This is a genomic window from Kitasatospora sp. NPDC097691 (genome assembly GCF_040302665.1).
Taxonomy (GTDB): Bacteria; Actinomycetota; Actinomycetes; order Streptomycetales; family Streptomycetaceae; genus Kitasatospora.
Map to the genome: position 1 here is coordinate 57,060 of NZ_JBEORY010000025.1, position 21,986 is coordinate 79,045.

Genomic DNA, 21,986 nt, shown 5'->3' on the forward strand with positions numbered 1-21,986 from the left:
CAGTCGGAGGCCCGGCAGCGGCGTCGTTCAAGGGTGCGGTTCAGGAGCGGACGGCGGTGACGACGTGGTAGTCGAGGAGGCCGTTGCGCCAGGCGGGGAGGAAGTTGCGGGTCCAGTGGCCGGACGGGACGGTGTCGGTGAGGTAGCGGTCGAGGCCGGGCCAGACGTCCGGGCCGATGGACTCGGTGCGGACGGTGGTGAAGCCGGCCTTGGCGAGGTCGGCGGTGAAGCCGGCGAGGGTGTGCGGGACGTCGAGGCCGTCGGCGAAGCTGGCGAGCAGGATGCTGAGCCGTTCGGCGATCTCGGGGCCGTCGGTGGCGAAGAAGGTGGTGACGGCGAGGCGGCCGCCGGGGCGCAGGACGCGGGCGGCCTCGTGGGCGAAGCCGGTGAGTTCGCGGAAGTGCTGGGCGGCCTCGACGGAGTACAGGCCGTCCAAGGAGGCGTCGGCGAAGGGGAGTTCGTCGGCCGCGCCGATGGTGTAGCCGAGCCGGTCGGGGTAGGTGGCCAGGGCTTTGGCGTTGACGGCGCGGGCGCGTTCGACCTGGTCGGGGTGGATGTCGACGCCGGTGACGGCGGCGAAGCGGAACTCGCGCAGGGCGAGGGCCGCGCCCAGGCCGCGACCGCAGCCGACCTCCGCCAGGCGCAGCTGTTCGTGCGGTTCCGGGAAGGCCCGCAACACCCGCCGGTAGAGCTGCTCCTGGCTGTGTACCCGGTCCTCGGGGGTGAGGGCGGTGAGGTCGATGCCGTGCCAGTCGCCGAAGTTGATGAACCCTCCTGCGAAGCTGGCTGCTTTGGACAGATCGCCGGCACCGTAGGTCTGCCGTACGGTCGGGGGGATGCGGTTGTGGTCCATGGGCCGCTGGGTCTCCTGCTCGGTGGGCGTCCGGCCGTCGGACGCGCCGAGGTACGTACCCAAACCGGTGGTTGTCCGAACACGGTACGTGATGGACGGGTGTGCCCGGTGGGAAAGGGGCGCGGCGGTGTTCCGAGGGGGCTCGGAACACCGCCGCGCGACCGGGGGCGGCTACCGGGTCGGGCCGGTTGCCGCGAGGGGGTGGTCAGCGGGTGAGGGCGGCCGGCTCGTCCAGCCGGGTCAGCTTCTGCGGGTTGCGCACGATGTAGACCCGGGTCACCCGGCCGTCCTCCACGGTCACGCTGATCACCGACAGTTCGCCGCCGAGGTCGATCCGGCCGGCCGGCGCGCCGTTCAGCCACACCGTCTCGGTGTCGAACCCGACCGGCGCCCGGTGGGCGCGCGCGAGCAGGGCCGCCACCGCGTCGGCGCCGTGCAGCGGGGCGAGCAGGGCGGCCGCGATCCCGCCGCCGTCGGCGATCAGGACCACGTCCGGCGCCAGGACCTCCATCAGGTCCTGCAGCCGTCCGGTGCGCAGCGTCTCCAGGAACCGTTCCACCACCCGCTCCTGCTCGGTGCGGCTCACCCGTACCCGGGGCCGGCGGGCCGCCACGTGGCCGCGGGCCCGCCGGGCGACCTGCCGCACCGCCGCCGAGGTCTTGCCCAGGGCCTCGGCGATCTCCTCGTACGGCAGCTCGAAGACCTCGCGCAGCACGAAGACCGCCCGCTCGGTGGGCGCGAGCGTCTCCAGCACGGTCAGCATCGCGAAGGAGACGCTCTCCGCGAGTTCGACGTCCTCGGCGACGTCGGGGCTGGTGAGCAGCGGCTCCGGCAGCCACTCGCCGACGTACTGCTCGCGGCGGCGGGAGAGCGTCCGCAGCCGGTTGAGCGACTGGCGGCTGACGATCCGGACCAGGTACGCCCGCGGGTCCTGCACCTGCGACGGGTCGATCTCGGCCCAGCGCAGCCAGGACTCCTGCAGCACGTCCTCCGCGTCGGCGGCCGAGCCGAGCAGCTCGTAGGCGACAGTGAAGAGCAGGCTGCGGTGGGTGACGAACGGGTCGTCGCTCGGGGCCGCGGTCATGCCTTGCGCTCTCCGGTGGCGGGGCGCCCGGCGAGCGGGACCTCGCAGGAGTCGGAGAAGCCCTGGGAGGAGACGCCGTTGGCGACGTTGTTGCGGGCGGCCATGTTGACGAAGGCGACGTAGGCGGTGAGTTCGACCATCGCCGCCGGGCCGAGCACGTCGAGCAGATCCCCGTACTGCTCGTCGGTGACGGTCGGCGGCGTGACGGACATCGCCTCGGCGTACGCCATCACGTCCTGCTCCAGCGGCGTGAACACGTCCGAGGCCCGCCAGTCGGGCACCTGGCTGGCCTTGGCGAGGTCAAGGCCCTGGTTCTGCGCCTGGAAGTAGTTGATGTCCAGGCACCAGCTGCAGCCGACCAGCGAGGCCACGGCCATGTGGGCGAAGGACTTGAGGCTCTCGTCGAGCGCGTCCCACGCCGCGATCCTCCCCGCGAGCTCCTGGTTCGAGACGGCGACCTTCGGGTTGTGCCAGAGGACCTCGGTGGGCTCGAAGACGGCGCCGAACGCCTTGACCATGTTCTCGCCGAGCTCGGCGGGCAGCTGGGCCTTCGGCAGGCGGAGTGCCATGGGGTTCCTCCCTGTGTGGTGGCTCGTTCGGGCATGAAGACACCGCAGGGCGGGCGGATGTGACAGGCGGCGGGAAAAAATCCCCGTCGGGCGGGGCGGCCGGTTCGCTACAGTCCGCGAGGATTCCCGCGACCTTGACGAGATCCCGACCGGACTTGAGGAGAACGACACCGTGAACGTCCCCGACGAACGCCCCGCACCGCCGCTGACCGGCGGCGAACGCGAGATGCTGCGCGGCTTCCTGGACTTCCACCGGGCGACCCTCGCCATGAAGTGCGAGGGCCTGGACGACGAGCAGCTGCGGCAGCGCTCCAGCCCGCCGTCCACCCTGACCCTGCTCGGGCTGGTGCGGCACATGGCCGAGGTCGAGCGCACCTGGTTCCGCCGGGTGATCGACGGCGAGGACGTCCCGCTGGTCTGGTCCGCCGAGGGCGACTACCAGGCGGCGTACGACGCCACCGGTGCCACCCGGGCCGAGGCCTTCGCCGCCTGGCAGGCCGAGGTCGAGCACTCCCGCCGCATCGAGCTCGCCGCCGAGAGCCTCGACGTCACCGGCTACCAGGCCCGGTGGGACGCCGAGGTGTCACTGCGGCTGGTGATGCTGCACCTGATCCACGAGTACGCCCGGCACAACGGGCACGCCGACTTCCTGCGCGAGGGGATCGACGGCGTGGTGGGGGCGTAGCCCCCCGCGGGCGCCGCCACGGCCCCCCGCTACCAGCCGAGGAGGTGGGTGCGGCGGGTGAGGGCGGCGAGGACGGACTTGGCGACGGTCTCGTGGGTCAGGTCGGCGGTGTCGAGGGTGTGCGAGGAGCCGTCCCGGGCCGGGCCCTCGTGGAGGACGACGTAGTGCAGCGCGGTGCCGGTGGCGCGGCTCTCGCGGCGGAAGGTGTCCAGCGCGGCCGGGACGGCCGGGCACTCCACGACGACCTGGTAGCCGCGGGTCGCGTACGCGAAGGCGGCCTGTGCGGCGGCGGCCAGGGCGGTGGCGTTCTGGCGGCCGGCCTCCGGCAGGTGGGGCGGGAGCAGGCCGCTGCGGATGACCCGCAGGAAGTCGTCCGTCCGCAGGTGGACGTTCGGGTGCAGCTCCTGCGCGAGCAGCTCCGCGACCGGGCTGTTCCCGGCCCCGGACGGGTCGACGAGGACCAGGACGCCCCCGGCGCCCCGGCCGCCCCCGAGCTCCGGCCCACCTACGGTCGTACGGTTCACAGCTGCTGATCCCTTCGCGGGCCGGGGACGGTCGGGTAGCCGGGGCGAGGCGGTCGGAGTGCGAAGGGGCTGGTCGGCACATATCCGGACAGCCGACCGCCTCGTCCCTACGACTGATGCGTCTCGGGGATCAACCTAGTCCAAACGGGTGCCCCGAGTCGTCCCCCACCCGGCCTACGGGCGGGTCGCCGAGACCGGTCGGTGACCGCCCGGTGAGCGCGTGGTGACCGCCCGGTGTCCGCTTCTAGTGCTCCTCGGCGCGCAGGACGATCGGGTTGGTGAGCGCCGCCATCGGGCCCCAGGGCAGGTCCGGGCCCATCGCGTTGCCCTTGCCCGGGGTGCCGTCCGGCTTCGGGTGGCGCACCTCGGCCCGGACGTACGCGGCGAGCGAGGCCGTGGTGCGCCACACCACCGTGCCCGAGCCGCCGGCCGGCAGCGACTCCTGGTGCATCTGCCCCTCGTCGGTGATCAGCCGGACCGTCCCGCCGGGCACCCCGGAGACGGTGAGCGTGACGTCCACGGGCGCGTCGGCCGGAACGGTCAGCTCCGCGCCGATGCCCGCCTGCCGGCCGTGCCCGGTGACGGTCAACTCCAGCCCGACGGCCTGGGATTCGGCGATCCAGCTGCGCCCGTCGCGCAGCCCGTCGAGGATCGCGTCCCGAGTGAGGTCCTCCGCCAGTACGACGTTGTGCGGGGAGCCGATCACCTGCGGCTCGCTGTGCGCGTCGCTGTTGCCCAGGGCGGGCAGCCAGGAGCGGCCCTCGCGCAGGGCGACGGCGAGCCGGCCGTCCCAGGTGTCCACCGCGGACTCGTCGTCGTACGTCCAGGGGCCGTTCCACACCTCGACGGCGTCGGCCTGCTCGTAGCCGAACTTCCACTGGCAGGCGACGTACGGGCAGTACGGGTGCGCGGGCACCACCAGGCCGCCGGAACGGTGGACCTGGCGGACGAAGCGCGGGAACTCCTCGTCGCGCGAGCGGTAGCGCCAGTCGACGAACTGGCCGGCCTCCAGGCCGAGGGCCAGCCAGTGGCCGTTGCGGGTGGTGATCTCCTCGCCCGGGACGATCAGCAGGTCCGGGCCGGCCAGCGGGCCCCAGACGGCGTGCGAGGAGCTGGTGTTGTGGTCGGTGGAGACGATGAAGTCCAGGCCGGCCGCGCGGGCCCCGGCCGCGACCTCCTCGGGGAGGCGCCGTCCGTCGGAGTGGACGGTGTGCAGGTGACAGTCGCCCCGGTACCAGGCGCGGCCGCGGCCGCGGGCCCGCTCGGCCGGGTAGTGCGGGGTGAACTGCGGGCCGGGCGCCCCGAACCGGAGGGTGACCTCGACGTGGTAGTCCAGCCCCTGCGGGGCGACCTGGTACGGGCCGAGGACGACCTGCCAGGTGCCGGGGTTGACCGGGCCGGGGAGGTAGCCGGGGGTCGCGCCGGAGCGGGAGAGGCTGAACCCGGTGCGGAAGCCGCCGGACCAGCCGCGGAAGCCGGGGCCGCCGAGGTCGGTGCCGCGTTCGTCGAAGATGCCGATGTCGCAGGAGTTGCCGGGGGTGCCGGCCGGGACCGGGGGCTTGTCGTAGCCGTAGGAGACGGCGATCTCCCGGACGCCCTGGGGGACTTCGACCGGGAGGTAGACGAAGTCGGGGGCGCCGGTGGGGAGATGGCCGGTGAGGGTGAGGGTGCGGTCGGGGGGTGTGGCGGGGGGTGCGCCCGGCGTGGCGGGGGTGGCGGTGGCCTCGCCGGTGGTGGCGGCGAGGCCGAGGGCGGTGGCGGCGCCGGTGGCCAGGCCGGTGCGGAGCAGGTCGCGGCGGGCGGGGTGGGGGGTGCTGGGTCCGTTCGGCATGGAGGTCTCCGGATCGGGGCGGGGCGGGTCGCTCGCGTGCCTACCCGGGTGAGTGAACCGGGGGTGATTCGGGGGTGAGTCGGGGACCACGGGGGCGGGGCGGGTCGGTGAAGAGGGGCCGGGCGGGGGTGGGGGGCGAGTTGCGGGGAGTGACGAATGGTCGGTTCATAGTCATGTAATCGGTTGATATCCGGATGGAATGGACAGGGAGGCTGGCGTGGCGCTGAGTCGGCGGACGCTGCTCGTGGTAGTGGCCGGAGGCGTACTGGCGGGGTGCCGGGCCAAGCCGGCGCCGACGTCGCGCGCCGGAGCGGCCCCGTCGTCAGTCTCCGCTCCGGGGGCGGCGGACGCCACGATAGGCGGCATATCCCCGGCGGCGGGCGCCGCACCGACCCCGGATCCGGCGACTGCCGCGCCTGCGACCACCGCCACGGCGACCGCCACGGCCACTCCCGTGCCGACCCCGACCCCGACCCCGGCTCCGGCGAAGGAGCCGACCCGGGCGGAGACGGTGGAGCGGTACGCCGCCGTGGCCCCGACGGACTGGGGGCTGGAGGTCGCCGGGGTGATCACCGAGCTGCCCGACGGCGAGCGCGCGACGGCCCTCACCTTCGACGCCTGCGGCGGCCCCGGCAGCAACGGCTACGACGCCGAGCTGATCGACTTCCTGCGGGCCCACGCCGTCCCGGCCACGCTCTTCCTGAACGCCCGCTGGATCGACGCCAACCCGGACGAGTTCGAGCAGCTCGCCGCCGACCCGCTGTTCGAGATCGGCAACCACGGCACCGTCCACCGCCCGCTCTCGGTCACCGGCCGCTCCGCATACGGGATCGCCGGAACCGGCGACGTCGGCGAGGTCTACGACGAGGTCGCGGGCAACGCGCACAAACTCACCGGGTTGCTCGGGCACCCGCCCCGGTTCTTCCGCTCCGGCACCGCGCACTACGACGACGTCGCCACCCGGGTGGTCGCCGACCTGGGCCAGTACGTCGCCGGCTTCACCGTGAACGGGGACGGCGGTGCGACGCTCAGCGCCGCCCAGGTGCGGCAGGAGGTCGGGTCGGCCCCGCCGGGCGCGATCGTGATCGGCCACATGAACCACCCGGGCGGCGGGACCGCCCCCGGGGTGGCGGCGGCGCTGCCGGGGATGCTGGCGGCGGGGCGGCGCTTCGTCCGGCTCTCGGACGTGCTGTAGGCGGGGGCCGGACGTGCTGTGGGCGAGGCCCGGACGTGCCGTAGGCCGGGGGCCGGACGTGCTGCAGCCCGGGCCCGGACGTGCTGTGGGCGAGGCCCGGACGTGCGCGGCCTTCGGGCGCGGCGGCGCTACGCCAGCCGGAGGCCGCCCGGGTGCTCCTCCTCGATGATCCGCACCAGCCAGTCGAAGACCGTCGGCCCCTTGCCCGCCCGGGCGGCGGCCAGCTCGGCGCCGACGTGCTCACGGTTGGTGGGGTGGCAGCGGCCCAGCCGCAGCTCCAGTTGGCGGACCGTCTCCGGGTACCCGAGCCGGCGGCGGGAGGCCTCGTGGTCGCGCCACTCGATGACCCAGTCGCCGTCCTCGGGCGTGCCGTAGCCGCCGCGCAGGCAGTCGGCGAAGGCGTCGAGGTTGCGGCCGAAGTAGCCGTCCACGCCGATCTCCTGCCCGACGACGTCCCAGAAGTCCTCCAGGGAGCCGATCCTGCCGCCGTCGATCACGTAAGTCACCGTCACGGGGTCGAGGATAGGCCCGGGCGGTGAACGGTGGGTGCGCTGATCGGCTGCCGCCGCTGCCGCTGCCGCTGCGGCTTGCTGCTACGGCTCCACGGCGATGGCGGTGGCGATCAGGCCGTCCCGGACGGTCCAGCGGCCGTCGAAGCCCGGCAGCCGGCGCCCGCCGACCACCGGGCCGGGGACGAGCAGGCGGGCGGTGAAGGTGCCGTCGGGGGAGAGGTCCAGCTCGGCCTCGCTGAACTCCAGGAAGAGCCCGGTCAGCGGGAACCACGCCTTGTACACCGACTCCTTGGCGCTGAACAGCAGGCGTTCCCACGGGGTGCCCGGGTCGGTGGCGGCCAGGTCGGCGAGCCGCTGCTGTTCGACGGGCAGTGCGACGACGTCCAGGACGCCCTCCGGCAGCGGCAGCGCGGGCTCGGCGTCGATGCCGACGGAGGCGAGGGTGCCGGCCCGGGCCACGGCCGCCGCGCGGAAGCCGTCGCAGTGGGTGAGGCTGCCGATCACGCCGTCCGGCCAGCTCGGCGCGCCGCGCAGGCCCGGGACGAGCGGGCGGTAGGGGACGCCGAGCCGGGCGAGGGCGGTCCGGGCGCAGTGCCGGACTGTGGTGAACTCGCGGCGCCGCTTGTCGACGGCGTTGGCGATGACCGCCGTCTCCTCCGGCTCCAGCCGGGCCTCCGGGGGGTCGTCGTACGCCACCTCGGTCACCACCACGTCCGGCAGCAGGTCCCCGATCACCCGTTCCCCCTCGGTCGGTCGCGCGGGGTCGTCACCGCGCGGCACGAGGGTAACCCGGGCGGGGGATCTCCGGGGGCGGAACGGGGACTGCCGGAGCGCGGGTCACTGCCCGAGGAGTCGGGCGAAGTCCAGTCCGAGGCTGCCGAGGACGGGCAGTGCGCCGAGGTCGGTCACGCCGCCGACCGGGATGCTGTAGCCCTGGTTCACCACGCGGAGCGTGGAGTCGACGACGGGGGTGACGGCGGGGGTGACGGCGGGGGCGGCAGCTGAGGGTGTGGCGGCGGCCGGGACCAGGACGGCGCCGAGGAGCAGGGCGGCGAGTGCGGTGCGCATGTGAGGGGACCTCCGGGACAGAGCTGCGGATGACGGCCTGTCAACACCCGCTGTGGCGGCGCGGTCACGCATCTTCGCCCCTTCGGCGGCATTCGTAAAGATCCTTGCCTTGTGTTCATGCCAACATCATGGAGGTCTGGACCATGTCGAGGACGAGCGCATACGTTCCCTTCACAAGGGCAGGCACCGGGTCGCCGAACTGCCGTGCAGTGTCGGTGACTTATTGCTGTCATGTCCATGCCTAGCTCTATATCCGGACATCGGATCAGCACGCCCTGCCAGCACTGCAACCGGAGGGAACGAACCATGCGCGCCATCGGCAAGAACCTCAGGATCCTCGCGGGCGCCCCGCTCGCCGCAGCCGCTCTCATCGCCTTCACGGCGGGCACCGCCAGTGCCGCCATTCCGATCAACAAGCCCATGAACGGCAAGGCCACCTACTACACCGACTCGGGCTTCGGCGCGTGCGGCACCCAGATCAATGCCTCGTCGCAGATGCTGGTGGCCGTCTCGCACACCTGGTGGACCACCGCGAACCCGAACAACGACCCGGTCTGCAAGGGCATTTCGGTCAAGGTGACCTACCAGGGCAAGACCGTCACCGTCCCGGTGAAGGACCAGTGCCCCTCCTGCGATTCCACCCACATCGACCTCAGCAAGCCGGCCTTCGCCAAGCTGGCCCCGCTGGACAAGGGTGTCATCAGCGGCCTCACCTGGCAGTTCGTCAAGACCGGCCTGAAGGGCGAGACCGTCGAACTCTCCGCCCCGATCACCGGCTCCACCATCGGCTGAGTCCGGCGGTCCTGACGCGGCGATACCCGCCCCCGCGGCCGTGTCCGCCTCCGCGGCGGTGCCCGCCTCCGCAGCCGTGCCCGCCCCCGCATTGTGACGGGGGCGGGCACGGCGGGCTGCCCGCACGGCGGGGCTGCTGCCGACAACTCCTCGGGCCGGGTCGGGGCTTGTCGGTGTGGCGCGTGATCGGTACGGCGCCGAACGGGCGTTGCAGTTCAGTGACACGGAACGCGTCATTCCGTCAACTGTTCGGACTAGTTTCGATCGTGCACACCCGCTCCGACGCCGGGGCCTCCCGCACCGGTCGGAACTGGCGGCGACCGCGTCCCCACCCGTACTTCGTTCAGGAGAACCGGCATGTCCCTTTCGACGACCCGTCGCGCGACCACCGTCCGCACGCTGGCCGGAACCGTCCTGACGGTCGCACTGCTGGTACCCGCCGCAACCGCGTGCAGCAGCACCTCGGGCGCCCAGGGCGCGGCGTCCCCGGCCGCCACCGCCGCCACGGCCGGTACGCCCGGTGCCAGTGCCCCGGCTGCCACGGGCACGACGTCCGCGCCGAACGCGACGTCCACGGCGTCCGGGACGTCCACGGGGCCCGCCAAGCCCAGCGCCGGCGCCACGGCTACCAAGTCCGACGCGCACCCCAGTGCCACCCCGGCGCCCCCGGGCAAGCCGGCGGCCGGTGGCCGCACCCAGACCTTGCCGGACGGCAGCACCGCCGAGATCCGGGAAGTCGGTCCCCAGCACTACGTCGCCAAGATCGTCCACGGCGGTGACGTCCTCGCCACGCTGGAGGCGAAGGACACCGACGCCGGACTCGACGCCAACGACATGTTCATCGTGCTGTCGTTGGACGGCACGGTCCACGCCTGGATGGGCGGCGGACACCAGGGCCCCGGGACGTTCAAGGTCGCGGGCGACTGGACGGTCAAGGTCACCAAGACCGGCGAGCTGAAGTACCGCGCGGAGATCCTCGGCCTCGACAATGCGGTGAACGGCACGCTGGAGACGGACGGGCACGACGTCGGGGTCAACGCCAACGGCATCTACATCGTGCTCTCGGCCGGCGGCCAGATCAGCGCCCACGCGTGACCGTGCGCCCGGCATGACCGCGCCTCCGGCATGACCGCTTCCCCTGAGCCCCCCGGACCGGCCCCGGGCCGCCGTCGCGCAGCAGGCCCGAGGCCGTGGGAGCGGATCGCGCGTCCCCTGCTCGCGCGATCCGCTCCCACCTGCGGGGGAAGGGTCGACGGCCGGCGGGTCAGGCGGTCCAGCCCGGGTTGCGGCCGCTGAGGGCGAGTGCACGCTCGAAGGTCGAGGCGTCGGCCGGGGTGGTGACGGCCGGGCCGTAGACGCCGCCGGTGCGGGCCTGGTCGGCGAGCTGCTCGACCACGCCGAGCAGGACGGCGGCGGCCTCCTCGCCGACCGGGAAGGGCAGGTCGGCGGCCCGGGCCAGGTCCCAGCCGTGCAGGGCGAACTCCTGCAGGGTGATGGCGGCGGCCGCGCTCGCGGGGAGGTCGTTGGGGCCGAACTCGGTGTCGCCGGTCATCGCGTCCGGCCGCATCCAGGCGGCAGCGGCACGCTCGGCACTGGCGGCCACGGCCCGGGGTTCGGTGACGGACGCGGGTTCGGTGCTGCGGGGCAGCTTGGCGGCGGCGCGCTCGGAGTCGGCGAGCACGCCGCCGAGGTGGGTGAACAGGTCGGCGACGGTGAACTGCGCGCACGGGGTGGCGGCGGTCAACCGGTCGGCCGGGACGGCCTGGGCGGTGCGGGCGAACAGGGCGGCGAACTCGGTCAGTGCGGTCTGCATCGTCGGTCCTCGATCTTCAATCTTCGGTGCTCGGTGCTCGGTGCTCGGCGCCCCGAGGCCCGGTCGGTGCCGGGCTCATTGCTTAAGTCGAGACTAAAATGACGCGCCGTGGAGCGCAAGCTGCAGCCTCGACTAAAATGACGGCCATGGAAGCGGTGCAAGTGATAGCCGAACCCCGCCGCCGCGAGATCCTGCGGCTGGTCTGGGAGGACGAGCTGTGCGCGGGTGACATCGCCGAACGGTTCGACGTCACGTTCGGCGCGGTGTCCCAGCACCTGAAGGTGCTGCGCGAGGCGGGGCTGGTCACGCTGCGCCAGGAGGGCCGCAAGCGCTACTACCGGGCCGACCGGGACGCACTCGGACCACTGGCCGCCTACCTGCAGTCGATGTGGGCCGAGAAGCTGGACGTACTGGCCGGGCTGGCGGAAGCGGCCGAGGCGGCCGAGAGAGCCGAGGCGGCGGGGAGGACGGCGGAGGTCGCCGGGCACGCCGGGGAGACGAAGGGGGGCGGCCGATGACGACCGACCAGGTGCTGGTGGAGCGGCGGATCGCCGCCCGCCCGGAGACGGTGTTCTCGTTCTTCACCGACCGGGAGAGGTGGCTCTCCTGGATGGGCCGGGACGGCGAGTTCTCCTTCACCCCGGGCGGGAAGTACCGCACCAACGTCAACGCCGACCACCACGCCGCCGGGGCCTTCCTGACCCTGGACCCGTACCACCGGGTCGTCTTCACCTGGGGCCTCGAAGACGGCGACATGGGCGTCCCGCCCGGCGCCAGCGTCGTCGAGGTCACCCTCACCCCCGACGGGGAGGGCACCCTGCTCACCCTCGTCCACCGCGACCTGCCCCCCGACGCCCGCGCCCCGCACCTCGAAGGCTGGACCCACTACCTCGACCGTCTGGTCGCGCGCGCCGAAGGCCGCGACCCCGGGCCGGACCCGTGGCTCCAGCCGTAGGCGCCCCGGGAGACGCCAACTCGTCGGCCCCGCCCATCTGTTGGGCGGGGCCGACGAGTCTGTGCGAGGTCGGTCAGAACCAGTGCAGGCAGTGCGGGGGCCGCTCGGCGCGGAAGAGGGCGTCGGCGCGGGCGGCCGCGTCCGGGCGGTGGGCCCGGATGTGGCCGGCGCGCACGAGCGTGCTCGGAGCCGTACCGCCGAGGTAGACCGCGCCCAGGTCGCGCACGTCCAGGGAGAGGTCGGGCTCGCGGTCCGTCGGGACGCAGTCGGCCTTGCCGTCCCGGACGGTCAGCAGGTAGCGGCCGTGCTCGCCGAGGAACGGGTCGTCGACGTCGAGGACGAGCTCCCCGTCGCCGAACCAGCCGCGCGACGTGAGCGCGCGCGGGACGTCCAGGATGCGCACCCAGAGCCACTCGGTGTGCCTGGTCAGCTGGCCGGCGCTGAAGTCCACCAGCTGCCAACGCAGCGGGTGCTCCGGCGGGAAGTGCTTGAACACGACCTCCGAGACCAGGTCGTGGTCGAGCAGGAGCCGGGCCAGGGCGGTGTACACGGTGTCGTCGGCGGCGATGATCTCGTCGACCACCAAGGAGTCGGGCTCGTCGAGCGAGTAGCTGGCGTACCCGTCCGGGACGCCGTCCGCGTCCCGGTGCACGGCGACGTAGCGCGGCGCCGGAGCGATCGGCGGCTGCCCCGCACCCAGGCTCCACCAGCGCGGCGGCCGGGACAACGCGCCGGGCTGCGCACGGCGGTACCGGTCGTAGACCGCCTCCAGGACCTCGCCGCACTCCGCACGCCGCAGCACCTCGACCGAGCCGGTGTCCGTGCCGCCCGCCCGGGGAGCCGTGAGCGCACCCCGGTGGCGCGGCACCGTCAGCCGCTGCGTGTACGTCGCCGGCCCGTAGCCGAACCTGCCGTAGATCGTGGCCTCGGACGCCAACAGCACGGACAGGAACTCCCCGCGCTCCCGCGCCTTGGCGAACTGGTGCCGCTTCATCGCGGTGAGCGCACCGCGGCGCCGGTGCGACGGCAGGACACCCACAGCGCTGACCCCGCCGACGGGGACGAGGCCCCCACCGGGCAGGGTCAGCTCGAACGAGTACATGGCGGCCGTCCCGACGGGCCGCCCGTCCGGCGCGACGGCGAGCAGGGCGCGGTCCATCTCCAACGCCGACCACACCCCGCCGCCGCTGTCGGCCGGGGCGTCCGGGAAGCGTGCGAACGCGGCGAAGAGCGTGTCGATGAAGACCCCGCGGTCCTGCTCGGTCGTGGAACGGATCTCCATCGCTGTGCTGCCTCCCGTGGAAACCGGCACCACCCCCTGCGGCGCCACCGCCACAGTGCATCGTCGTGACGCTCCGGAGTCAAACGAATTAACGGCGGGCCGCCCGGTCCGCGGCGGCGCTCCGGCGGCGCTCCGGCTGCGGGCCGGCCGGATGCCGTCCTACCGTGAAGGAGTCCCACCGCCCGTCCCCGGCGCAGGCTCCGCCCGCCGGGGCGGCACACCCACGGGAGCGAGGTGCGATGCACCGGTCGCGAGGACCGGCGGACCGGCCGCGTGGCGGGCGTCCCGACGCGGCGGTCGTGCACCGCGCGGTGCGCGTCACCCTGGCCGCGTGCGCGGGGTTCTACACGTTCCGCTACGGCCTGCACCGCCCGGTGACGGCCACCTACGCGCTCTTCTCGGTGGTCGCCCTCGGCGTCCTGGCCCGGGTCGAGGGAGCAGCCCGCGCCCGGGCCCGGACGATCCTGTGGACGCTGCCGTTCGCCTGCGCGCTGGTCTGCCTCGGCACCGTCCTGGCCGTACGCGACTGGGCGGCGGCCCTGGGCATGGTGGGCGTCGGCTTCGCGGTGTCCTACGGCACCGTCGGCGGTCCCCGGATGGTGGGCCTCGCCAACGGGCTACAGCTGCTCTACATCCTCCCGTGCTTCCCGCCCTACGACCCGGACACCCTCCCGCAACGCCTGCTCGGTGTGCTGACCGGCCTGCTGCTGCTCACCGGCGCCGAACTGCTGCTGTGGCCCGAGCCGGCGCCACCGGACTACCGGAGCCGGCTGTCGCGCGCCGCGTCGGCCCTGGCCGACCTGACCGACCTCGCGGCCGACGCCTGCGCCGGCCGCGCCGCCGCCGTCGGGGCCGTCACCCAGGCCGCCGAGCGGACCCGCGCCCACCTGGACGAGCTGCGCTTCAGCCGCGTCCCGCTGATGGAACGGCCCGCCTCCGCCGGCGCCGTCGACCGGGCCCTCGCCCACTGCGCGGTCGCCCTGCGCTACACCGGCCCGCAGGTGCTCGGCATCCTGCGGCTCGCCGGGGCCCGGCCCCACCCCGCCGCGGCCCGGCTCACCGCAACCACCGGACGGGCCCTGCGCGCCGCCGCCGCCGGAGTGACCCGCACCGGACCCGTCCCCGAGACCGGGCAGGTCGACCGGGACCTCACGGACTTCGACACCGCCCGAGCCGCCGACTGGGCCGCCGACCGGGAAGCCGCCGGCGGGGAAGCCGCCGACCCCGCCCGCCCGGCGCTCGGCACCGCCGCCCTGGACGCCGCCGAGGGTGCCCGCTTCGCCGTCCGGGCGGTACGGGTGAGCCGCCACGCCCCCCTGCCCCCCGACGAGACGCCCGCCGACCAACGGCCGGGGCCGTTCTGGTACGCCTACGACCCCGCCCTGCTGCTGTGGTGGCGGCGGTTCTCCGCCAACCTCACACCCCGCTCGGTCGCCTTCCAGAACGCGCTGCGCACCGCGGGCGCCCTCGGCGCGGCCCGGCTGCTGGCAGGGTCCCTCGACCTCTCGCACGGCTTCTGGGTGCTGCTCGCCACCCTCACCCTGATGCGCACCAGCGCCGCCGACACCCGGATCACGCTGCGCCCCGCGCTGGTCGGCACGACCGCCGGCGCCGCCGTCACCGCCGCGCTGCTGCTGGGGGTGGGGGAGCGCCCGCTGGTGTACGCCCTCGCGCTGCCCCCGGTGATGCTGATCGCCTTCACCGCCGGACCGGCGTTCGGGCCGGCCTGGGGCCAGGGACTGTTCACCGTCGTGGTCGCCCTCGTCTTCACCCAGCTGGCACCCGCCGACTGGCAGCTGGCGGAGACGCGACTGATCAACGTGGCCGCGGGCGCGACGATCGGCATCCTGGCGGGCCTCTGCGCCTGGCCGCGCGGCGGGGGCCAGGAACTGCGGCGGTGCACCGCCGGGATGCTGGACGACAGCGCCGAGGCGCTCCGCGAGACGGTCGCCGTGCTGACCGGCACGGGCCCGGCAGCCGGGGCCCTGCACCGGGCCCGCCGCTCCACCCTGCTCACCGAGGCGATGTACGCCCAGTACCGCTGCGAACGTCACGACCCGGCCGAGGACGGGCCGAACTGGCAGGCGGCGGTCCTCACCGGGCAGCACACCGTCCGCGGGGCCGAACCACTGCTGGCCCGCGTCCCGCCCGGCACCGCGGCGACCCACCGGGCCGGGGCACGGACGCTGCTGCGCCACGCGGACGACGTCGCGGAGGCCTTCCGCCGCCAGGCGGCGGCCCTCCGCGCCCGCGAACCGGCGGGTGCCGCACACCCGGCCCTCACCCGGGCCCGCGGCGCACTGGTCGCCGAACTCGACGGGACAGCCGTGCGGCGCGGCGACGGAGGGGTCCCACTGCACGCGGTCGACATCGCGGTCTGGCTCACCGGACTGCTCGACGACCTCCGCCAGATCCACGACGCCCGGCCGTCACCACCCCCCGGCTGACCCCCGCCCCGCAGTCGGCCGGGGCGGGGACGGGGAGGCGGTCTGCAGGCCGCTCGGAACACCGCATCGCGGAGACCGAACGTGCTCGCCTCCGCGAGTACGCGGAGGCGAGCACGGCGAACGGCCTCAGCCCTGGCGCTCGATCACCTCGAAGATGTCGGCGTCGGTCTCCTGCTGCCAAGGGGGCAGGTCGTCCCAGTCCGCGACGTAGGCGGGCTTGGGGTCGGCGATGTGCTTGTGGATCTGGGCGATCCAGCAGGTGGCGACGAAACGGCCCTTCTGCTCGCGAGTGAGCTTGGCGGTCGTGCCCGCGCTGACGGCCACGAAGTCGCGGACCTGCCCGAACACCGCCGCGGCGGAGGCCCGTTCCCAGTCGGGCGTCTCCTCCCAGGGCGTGACGTAGCCGGGCTTCGGCTCGCCCGGGAAGTGCCTGCGCACCCCGGCGATCCACGCCTCGCGGAAGATCCGGCCGTCCTCGGTCATGGTCGTCGCCCTTCGCTCGGGAGAAACATTGTCAGTGCGACCTGGCTCGGGTCGCCCGCTTGAGCATCCCCAGCTCGAGGAGATGGCCGGCGGTGCCGTACGCCTGGGTCTCGTCGTGGTTCGGTCGGTTCAGATCGGTTCAGATCTGCCATGGCTCTGCCCCGTTGTGCAGGTAGCGGGTTCGGCCGTCGGCGAGCGCTCGCAGCGCGGCGCGTAGCCGGTCGCGCTGTCGTGGGCGGAGTCGCGCGGCTGCTTCGGGGGCCGGGAGGAAGAGCGCTTCGGAGAGTTCGTCGTCGTGCGGGCGGACGGTGGCGGCGAGGGCGGGGGAGAGCGTGCCGGCGTCGAAGATGAAGGCGAGCTGGTCGTCCCAAGGCCCGTGCGGTGCAACCCAGTCCACGATGAGCAGGCGGTGGAGCGTGAGGGTGAGGCCCAGTTCCTCGCGCAGCTCGCGGACGGCGGCCTGGTCGGGCGGCTCGTTGGCCTCCGCCATGCCGCCGGGCAGGTCCCAGCCGTCCTTGTAGGTCGGGTTGACGGTGAGGATGCGGTCGTGCGCGTCGCGCAGGATGACGTCCGCCGAGACGCGCTTGCGGGCCTGCTTGGCGTTGCCCTCGGCGAGGTAGGCGTTCCAGGCTTTGGTGTCGGTGGGTGCCGGCCTCACGATGAACCTCCCCGAGACTCCGGGATGATGTCGGCGAGCAAGAGGAGTCGGGTTCTGAAACACGGCCCCCATGTCACGTGCCGAGCACGCTGACAGGAAGCGCGCATTGTCGAGGAGGCCCGCGACGATCTGGCGCGGGTCCGGATGACGGTCCACGGCTCACTCCCTTGAATGCCTGGTCCGATCGTACGGCCACGGAGAGTGTGATGACCTCGACTTGGAGTCACCGGATCGGAGTCCCTTGAGTGGCTCGGCGGCGGGTTGGGTGAGTGCCAGCCGTCCGGATCCGGGTTGCCCCTGGGACGGCGCGGATGTCAGGTGACGGCCTCGAAGCGGCGAGGCCCCGACCTCACAGAGGAGTGACCCGTGATGAGCCGGCCTGTCGAGGAGAAGGATGCGATGGACGCCTGTCGCCTTGAGGCGCGCCCGGTGGACCAACCGGATCGGGCGGCGAAGCCGGCGAGTGCGAGGTTGCCGTACCTCCCGGAGTCGGCCTCTGTGGCCCGTCGGTTGGTGCGGGAGAAGTTGAGCGAGTGGGGCTTGCCGGACCTGATCGATGCTGCGGAGTTGATCGTCAGTGAGCTGGTGGCCAATGCGGTCAAGACCGGGTGCCTGACGAGGATGACCGTGACCGTCCGCCTGGTCACCGACCGGACGGTGCGGGTGGCGGTGCGGGACGGGTCACGGGTGATGCCGACGTTGCTGGTGGCGGGGGTGGATGAGGAGAGGCATCGGGGGTTGGCGCTGATCCATGAGCTGACGCAGGGGCGTTGGGGGGCTGCGGGGGAGGCGTTTGGGAAGGTGGTGCATGCCGATCTCGTGGTGGGTCGGCGGGCATGAGAAGTGGAGTGTCGGGGATGGTGCGGAAGCCGGTGCTGTACGTGGTGGTGTGTGCGGCGGGGGTTGCGGGTGGGGTGGGGGAGTTGGTCTCGGCCGCTCAGGCGCAGGGGTGGGACGTGGGGGTGGTGGCGACTCCGCAGGCGATGGGGTTCATCGATGTCGATGCGATCACGGCGCAGACGGGGTATCCGATCCGGTCCGCCTGGCGGAAGCCGGGGGAGCCGCGGCCGCTGCCGGATCCGGAGGCGATCGTGGTCTCCCCGGCGACGTTCAACACGATCAACAAGTGGGCCCTGGGCATCTCGGACACCCTGGCGCTCGGCATTCTCTGCGAGTCGTACGGGTGGGGGATCCCGGTGGCGGTGCAGCCGTGCCTGAGCCCCGCGCAGTCAGCTCACCCGGCGTACGAGGAGAGCCTGGCGAAGCTTCGCCGGATGGGGGTGCGCATCGCGGACTTCGTCCCGGGCTCGTACGGCTGGACGCGGGCCCTGGAGCTGCTGCGGGACTGACAGGGTGGCTGATCGGGGCCGGGGATCCTGGCAGTGTGAGGGGTGGTCCGCGTCGATCCGGCCGGGGTAGCGTCCGGGCAGGTCAGCGAGGGTGTGGGAGGTTCCGGTGGCGGCGGTCAACGGCGAGGTGTCGTTCTGGTACGCGGGCGACGGGGTGCCGGAGGCGGGCCCCGGCCTGCCGGGGGGCCGGGACGTCGACGTGTGCATCGTCGGCGGCGGGTACACCGGCCTCTGGACCGCCTACTACCTGAAGAAGGCCGACCCCTCCCTCCGCGTCGCCCTGCTGGAGCAGCGCTTCTGCGGCTACGGCGCCTCCGGGCGCAACGGCGGCTGGCTGTACAACGGCTTCGCGGGCCGCGGGGCGTTCGCCGAGCGGTACGGGCAGCAGCGTGCGGCGGCGATGCAGCGGGTGATGGACGACGCCGTCGGGGAGGTCGTGGACGTCGCCGCGGCCGAGGGGATCGAGGCGGACATCGCCCGCGGCGGGGTCCTCGAAGTCGCCCGCAGCAAGCCGCAGTTGGAGCGGCTGAACGCCTTCGTCGAGGCCGAGCGGGCCTACGGTGCGAACCGCGTCGAGCTGCTGAGCGCCAAGGAAACCACCGACCGTGTCAACGTCGCCGGCACCCTCGGCGGCTCCTGGAGTCCGTACGGCGCCCGCATCCAGCCCGCGAAGCTCGTTCGCGGCCTGGCCCGGACGGTGCGCGGCCTCGGTGTCGAGGTGTACGAGGGCACGGCGGTGACCGCGATCCTCCCCGGCAGCTCCTACCGCCGGCCGCGCGCCGTCACCCCTTTCGGCACCGTCACCGCCGACCACGTGCTGCGCGCCACCGAGGGCTTCACCGCCGGGCTGCGCGGGGAGCGGCGCACCTGGCTGCCGATGAACTCCGCGATGGTCGCCACCGAGCCGCTGCCCGCCGACTTCTGGGCGGACGCGGGCTGGCAGGGCCGCGAGGTGCTGGGCGACTTCGCGCACGCCTACATGTACGCGCAGCGCACCGCCGACGACCGGATCGCGCTCGGCGGGCGGGGCGTCCCGTACCGGTTCGGCTCGCGGACGGACTCGGACGGCAGCACCCAGGTGGAGACGGTGCGCCAGCTGCGCGCCGTCCTGAACCGCTTCTTCCCGGCCGCCGCGCAGGCCCGGATCGACCACGCCTGGGCGGGGGTGCTCGGCGTCCCCCGCGACTGGTGCGCCACCGTGGAGCTGGACCGGGTGACGGGGCTCGGCTGGGCGGGCGGGTACGTCGGCAGCGGGGTGACGACGGCCAACCTGGCCGGGCGGACGCTGTGCGACCTGGTGCTGGAGCGCGACACCGAGCTGACCCGGCTGCCCTGGGTGGGCCACACGGTGCGGCGCTGGGAGCCGGAGCCGCTGCGCTGGCTGGGGGTGCACGCGATGTACGCCGCCTACCACGCCGCCGACCGGCAGGAGGCGGCCGGACGGGCCACCACCTCGCCGATCGCCCGGGTCGCGGACCTGGTCTCCGGGCGCGGCTGACGGAGCGGCGCTGACGGAGCGCGGCTGACGGTGCGGCGATGGCGGAGCGGGAGGGTCGGAGCGGGAGGGTCGGAGCGGCCCTGACGGTCCGTTCGGCCGCGCCGTCGTGCGCGACCGCCGTGCGCCGGACACCGTGGGGGCGTGACGCGGAGAACGCTGCCGGCCCTGTGCCTCGCCCTGCTGCTCTGCGCGCCCGCGGCCCGTGCGGGTGCGCGCTCGCCCGGCTGGCAGGTCGCCGTCGTGGACCAGGCCTCCCGGCGGGTGCTGGTGCTGCAGAGCGCGGAGGAGCTGATGGCCTACCGGGGGCCGGACCGGCTGCCGGTCGTCTGGGGCTGGAGCGCCGACCGGGCGCCCGGGCTGGCGGACCTCGATCCCGCCCGCAGTTGGACGAACCCGGACGAGGCGAAGAGCCGGATCCGGCAGGGCCGCCGCTACCTGCTGACGACGGCCTCGGGCGGGCTCGCCGCCGTCGTGGACACCGCCACCGGACGGGTCCGCTGGGCGGCGGACCTGGGGGCGGACGTCAATCCGCACAGCATCGAGCTGCTGCCGGACGGCAACGTCGCCGTGGTGGCGAGCTCCGGCGGGTGGGTCCGGCTGTACGCGGCCTCGCAGGGCCGGCGGGCCGCCGCGTTCGCGCAGTTCCCGCTGGCCGAGGCGCACGGCGTGTACTGGGACGGGCGGACCGGCCTGCTCTGGGCGCTCGGCGGTTCCGCGTTGACGGCGTTGCGGGTCGGCGGCACCGCGGCCGCGCCCACCCTCACGGCCGTCCGCAGCGCCCCGTTGCCCGGTCCGGGCGGCCATGACCTGGCGCCCGTGCTGGCCGCGCCCGGGCGGTTCTGGGTGAGCACGCTGACCGGTCTGTGGACGTACGACCCTTCGGCGGACGGCTTCACCCCCGTCCGCTTGGCCGATCCGGCCGGCGAGCGGGAGGTGAAGAGCGTCGGTGACGAGCCCGGCCGTACCGGCCGTCTGCTCACCGTGACCCCCGAACACGTCGGTCCGTGCGACTGGTGCACCTCGGTGATCACCCTGCACCGGCCGGAGGGCGCCCGGCGGCTGCGCGGGACGCACCTCTACAAGGCGCGGTGGTGGGGCGGCCCACTAGCAGATCTGTGACGCTGGGTAGTCGATCTTGGGCGTCGAGTCGGCGATACCACTCGAATTGCGGACAGCGTTCGGCTGATGGGGCATATTGTGTACCCCGGCAAACTACTCCAATGGAAGTCAGTTTCCCGTCGCGGTCCGAAAACGATCTGCCGACCCCCGTCGGCTGGGATAGCGTCGAAGGCGTCGGGGGGCCGACACCGATCCGGTGTATTCGAACGCTAGCTACCGGGCCGTAAAGGCCGATTGAGTCCTGGAGAAAAACATGCGGAATTTCCCGTCGGAAAACCGGCCGGACACACTGGACGATCTGCAGCTCGCGGTGGACTCGCTGGCCGCGTTTCCGTCCCGGAATGCGGCGAGCGGCTCGGACGTGACCGAGCGGCTCGCGGCCGTCGCCGACCTGTGCCGCTCGGTCGACGCGGTGCTCGACAGCCTGGTCGTCCAGGCGGCCGCGGAGGCCGCCGAGGAGGGGTGGACCGCGGCCCGGATGGCGGCCGAACACTCCGGCTACTACGCCAGGTTGCAGCGTGCGCTGCTCCCCGCCACTGCCGGCGCCGGGCTGACGCAGCAGTGAGCGCGGCGCAGCTGGGCGCGCACGTGCTGGCCTGCCCCACCCGGTGGAGCGACGTCGACGAGAACGGGCACATCAACAACGCCCGGCTGGTCGGCTACATCCAGGAGGGGATTTACGACCTGTTCTGCCACCACGCGACCGCCGTCCGGGAATCCCTGTTCCCGTCCGGATTCATTATCGCGCGGCACGAGATCGATTATCTGGAGCAGTTGCACCACCGGCCCGAGCCATTGTCGGTGCGGCTCACCGTGGAACGGCTCGGGCGGAGTTCCGCGCATGTCGAGGTGAATGTCTGCCGGGATCCGCTCACCTTTATGCGGGCGCGGACCGTCGTGGTCGCGCGGGACCGCGAATCCGGCCGCTCGCGCACCCTGAGCCCGAACGAGCGGCGCTTTCTGTCGGCGTTTATGCCGGGCACGGCGCGTGCCGAGGGCGCCCTGGCCACCGCGACGGCGACGCCGCCGGCGCAGCGGGTGTCGCCCGGGGTCGTCGGCGGGGCCGCCTCCGCGCGCCGACCGCGCAGGCGGTGCCGGGCCTCGGCGGGCTGAGGGTCGCAGAGCGTCCGAGCGGCGCTCGTTCCCCGGGGGCGGAGCCCCGGGCCGGCGGCGTGATCGACAACGGCGTCGATCCGCCGGGCCGGATTCCCGGCGCCCGGCCGGTCCCGATGGCGTCGGGCCGGTTCCCGGGGCGCCGGGCCGAGTTAC

Annotated in this window: 25 protein-coding genes; 13 read left to right on the forward strand and 12 right to left on the reverse strand. The window is 73.7% G+C overall.

What is annotated here, in order from left to right; all coding sequences use genetic code 11:
• Positions 1-40: 40 nt before the first annotated feature.
• The 3 genes from ABTY56_RS19455 to ABTY56_RS19465 form a co-directional block, all read right to left on the reverse strand.
• Complete coding sequence (locus ABTY56_RS19455) at positions 41-916, reverse strand: class I SAM-dependent methyltransferase (RefSeq protein WP_350630158.1); 876 nt, start codon at positions 914-916, stop codon at positions 41-43.
• 142 nt (positions 917-1,058) lie between these two features.
• On the reverse strand, positions 1,059-1,937 hold the full coding sequence (locus ABTY56_RS19460) for an RNA polymerase sigma-70 factor (protein WP_350630159.1): 879 nt from the start codon (positions 1,935-1,937) through the stop codon (positions 1,059-1,061).
• The gene (locus tag ABTY56_RS19465; RefSeq protein WP_350630160.1) at positions 1,934-2,506 is read right to left on the reverse strand and encodes a carboxymuconolactone decarboxylase family protein; all 573 of its coding nucleotides are present in this window, start codon (positions 2,504-2,506) and stop codon (positions 1,934-1,936) included. The genes ABTY56_RS19460 and ABTY56_RS19465 overlap by 4 nt, the downstream gene beginning before the upstream one ends.
• 226 nt (positions 2,507-2,732) lie before the next feature.
• Between ABTY56_RS19465 and ABTY56_RS19470 the strand changes: the two genes are divergently transcribed.
• On the forward strand, positions 2,733-3,191 hold the full coding sequence (locus tag ABTY56_RS19470; protein WP_350630203.1) for a DinB family protein: 459 nt from the start codon (positions 2,733-2,735) through the stop codon (positions 3,189-3,191).
• Positions 3,192-3,220: 29 nt separating this feature from the next.
• Here ABTY56_RS19470 and ABTY56_RS19475 read toward each other — a convergent pair whose 3' ends face one another.
• The gene (locus tag ABTY56_RS19475) at positions 3,221-3,715 is read right to left on the reverse strand and encodes a hypothetical protein (RefSeq protein ID WP_350630161.1); all 495 of its coding nucleotides are present in this window, start codon (positions 3,713-3,715) and stop codon (positions 3,221-3,223) included.
• Between the two features lie 244 nt (positions 3,716-3,959).
• Positions 3,960-5,546, reverse strand: coding sequence for a CehA/McbA family metallohydrolase (locus ABTY56_RS19480; RefSeq protein WP_350630162.1), 1,587 nt, complete (start codon positions 5,544-5,546; stop codon positions 3,960-3,962).
• Positions 5,547-6,000: 454 nt separating this feature from the next.
• Here ABTY56_RS19480 and ABTY56_RS19485 point away from each other — a divergent pair, with 454 nt between their 5' ends.
• On the forward strand, positions 6,001-6,741 hold the full coding sequence (locus ABTY56_RS19485; protein ID WP_350630163.1) for a polysaccharide deacetylase family protein: 741 nt from the start codon (positions 6,001-6,003) through the stop codon (positions 6,739-6,741).
• 128 nt (positions 6,742-6,869) lie between these two features.
• On the opposite strand, the gene ABTY56_RS19490 is transcribed toward ABTY56_RS19485, so the two are convergent.
• The 3 genes from ABTY56_RS19490 to ABTY56_RS19500 all read right to left on the reverse strand — a co-directional run bounded on the left by ABTY56_RS19490 (position 6,870) and on the right by ABTY56_RS19500 (position 8,321).
• Positions 6,870-7,253: a barstar family protein gene (locus tag ABTY56_RS19490; RefSeq protein ID WP_350630164.1), complete on the reverse strand. Its 384-nt coding sequence runs from the start codon at positions 7,251-7,253 to the stop codon at positions 6,870-6,872.
• A gap of 81 nt (positions 7,254-7,334) precedes the next feature.
• A complete protein-coding gene (locus tag ABTY56_RS19495) occupies positions 7,335-7,988 on the reverse strand; it encodes a 4'-phosphopantetheinyl transferase family protein (RefSeq protein ID WP_350630165.1) in 654 nt (217 codons plus the stop codon).
• 102 nt (positions 7,989-8,090) lie between these two features.
• Positions 8,091-8,321, reverse strand: a complete 231-nt coding sequence (locus ABTY56_RS19500; protein WP_350630166.1) for a hypothetical protein — start codon at positions 8,319-8,321, stop codon at positions 8,091-8,093.
• A gap of 306 nt (positions 8,322-8,627) precedes the next feature.
• On the opposite strand from ABTY56_RS19500, the gene ABTY56_RS19505 reads away from it, so the two are divergent.
• Both ABTY56_RS19505 and ABTY56_RS19510 read left to right on the forward strand, forming a co-directional pair.
• Complete coding sequence (locus tag ABTY56_RS19505) at positions 8,628-9,113, forward strand: cysteine/serine endopeptidase inhibitor (protein ID WP_350630167.1); 486 nt, start codon at positions 8,628-8,630, stop codon at positions 9,111-9,113.
• Between the two features lie 357 nt (positions 9,114-9,470).
• The gene (locus ABTY56_RS19510) at positions 9,471-10,208 is read left to right on the forward strand and encodes a hypothetical protein (protein ID WP_350630168.1); all 738 of its coding nucleotides are present in this window, start codon (positions 9,471-9,473) and stop codon (positions 10,206-10,208) included.
• 169 nt (positions 10,209-10,377) lie between these two features.
• Here the strand turns inward: ABTY56_RS19510 and ABTY56_RS19515 are convergent, their stop codons facing one another.
• Positions 10,378-10,926 carry a TIGR03086 family metal-binding protein gene (locus ABTY56_RS19515; RefSeq protein WP_350630169.1) on the reverse strand — a complete coding sequence of 183 codons (549 nt, stop codon included), beginning with the start codon at positions 10,924-10,926 and terminating at the stop codon, positions 10,378-10,380.
• A gap of 146 nt (positions 10,927-11,072) precedes the next feature.
• On the opposite strand from ABTY56_RS19515, the gene ABTY56_RS19520 reads away from it, so the two are divergent.
• Together ABTY56_RS19520 and ABTY56_RS19525 are read left to right on the forward strand one after the other, a co-directional pair.
• Positions 11,073-11,444, forward strand: a complete 372-nt coding sequence (locus ABTY56_RS19520; RefSeq protein ID WP_350630170.1) for an ArsR/SmtB family transcription factor — start codon at positions 11,073-11,075, stop codon at positions 11,442-11,444.
• Complete coding sequence (locus ABTY56_RS19525; RefSeq protein ID WP_350630171.1) at positions 11,441-11,881, forward strand: SRPBCC family protein; 441 nt, start codon at positions 11,441-11,443, stop codon at positions 11,879-11,881. Before ABTY56_RS19520 ends, ABTY56_RS19525 begins: the two co-directional genes overlap by 4 nt.
• A gap of 73 nt (positions 11,882-11,954) precedes the next feature.
• Here ABTY56_RS19525 and ABTY56_RS19530 read toward each other — a convergent pair whose 3' ends face one another.
• Positions 11,955-13,163, reverse strand: coding sequence for a GNAT family N-acetyltransferase (locus ABTY56_RS19530; protein ID WP_350630172.1), 1,209 nt, complete (start codon positions 13,161-13,163; stop codon positions 11,955-11,957).
• Positions 13,164-13,402: 239 nt separating this feature from the next.
• Here ABTY56_RS19530 and ABTY56_RS19535 point away from each other — a divergent pair, with 239 nt between their 5' ends.
• Entirely contained in the window at positions 13,403-15,610 is a 2,208-nt protein-coding gene (locus tag ABTY56_RS19535; protein ID WP_350630173.1) for an FUSC family protein, read from the forward strand.
• A gap of 126 nt (positions 15,611-15,736) precedes the next feature.
• On the opposite strand, the gene ABTY56_RS19540 is transcribed toward ABTY56_RS19535, so the two are convergent.
• Together ABTY56_RS19540 and ABTY56_RS19545 are read right to left on the reverse strand one after the other, a co-directional pair.
• A complete protein-coding gene (locus ABTY56_RS19540; protein ID WP_350630174.1) occupies positions 15,737-16,093 on the reverse strand; it encodes a hypothetical protein in 357 nt (118 codons plus the stop codon).
• A 139-nt stretch (positions 16,094-16,232) separates the two neighbouring features.
• Complete coding sequence (locus tag ABTY56_RS19545; RefSeq protein ID WP_350630175.1) at positions 16,233-16,751, reverse strand: NUDIX domain-containing protein; 519 nt, start codon at positions 16,749-16,751, stop codon at positions 16,233-16,235.
• Positions 16,752-17,120: 369 nt separating this feature from the next.
• On the opposite strand from ABTY56_RS19545, the gene ABTY56_RS19550 reads away from it, so the two are divergent.
• From ABTY56_RS19550 to ABTY56_RS19575, 6 genes are all read left to right on the forward strand, one after another.
• Positions 17,121-17,591 carry an ATP-binding protein gene (locus tag ABTY56_RS19550; RefSeq protein WP_350630176.1) on the forward strand — a complete coding sequence of 157 codons (471 nt, stop codon included), beginning with the start codon at positions 17,121-17,123 and terminating at the stop codon, positions 17,589-17,591.
• Between the two features lie 17 nt (positions 17,592-17,608).
• Positions 17,609-18,100, forward strand: coding sequence for a flavoprotein (locus ABTY56_RS19555; RefSeq protein ID WP_350630177.1), 492 nt, complete (start codon positions 17,609-17,611; stop codon positions 18,098-18,100).
• Positions 18,101-18,206: 106 nt separating this feature from the next.
• Entirely contained in the window at positions 18,207-19,598 is a 1,392-nt protein-coding gene (locus ABTY56_RS19560; RefSeq protein WP_350630178.1) for an NAD(P)/FAD-dependent oxidoreductase, read from the forward strand.
• A 141-nt stretch (positions 19,599-19,739) separates the two neighbouring features.
• Positions 19,740-20,717 carry a DUF6528 family protein gene (locus ABTY56_RS19565; protein WP_350630179.1) on the forward strand — a complete coding sequence of 326 codons (978 nt, stop codon included), beginning with the start codon at positions 19,740-19,742 and terminating at the stop codon, positions 20,715-20,717.
• A 253-nt stretch (positions 20,718-20,970) separates the two neighbouring features.
• A complete protein-coding gene (locus tag ABTY56_RS19570) occupies positions 20,971-21,282 on the forward strand; it encodes a hypothetical protein (RefSeq protein ID WP_350630180.1) in 312 nt (103 codons plus the stop codon).
• A complete protein-coding gene (locus tag ABTY56_RS19575) occupies positions 21,279-21,830 on the forward strand; it encodes an acyl-CoA thioesterase (protein WP_350630181.1) in 552 nt (183 codons plus the stop codon). Before ABTY56_RS19570 ends, ABTY56_RS19575 begins: the two co-directional genes overlap by 4 nt.
• Positions 21,831-21,986 lie beyond the last annotated feature (156 nt).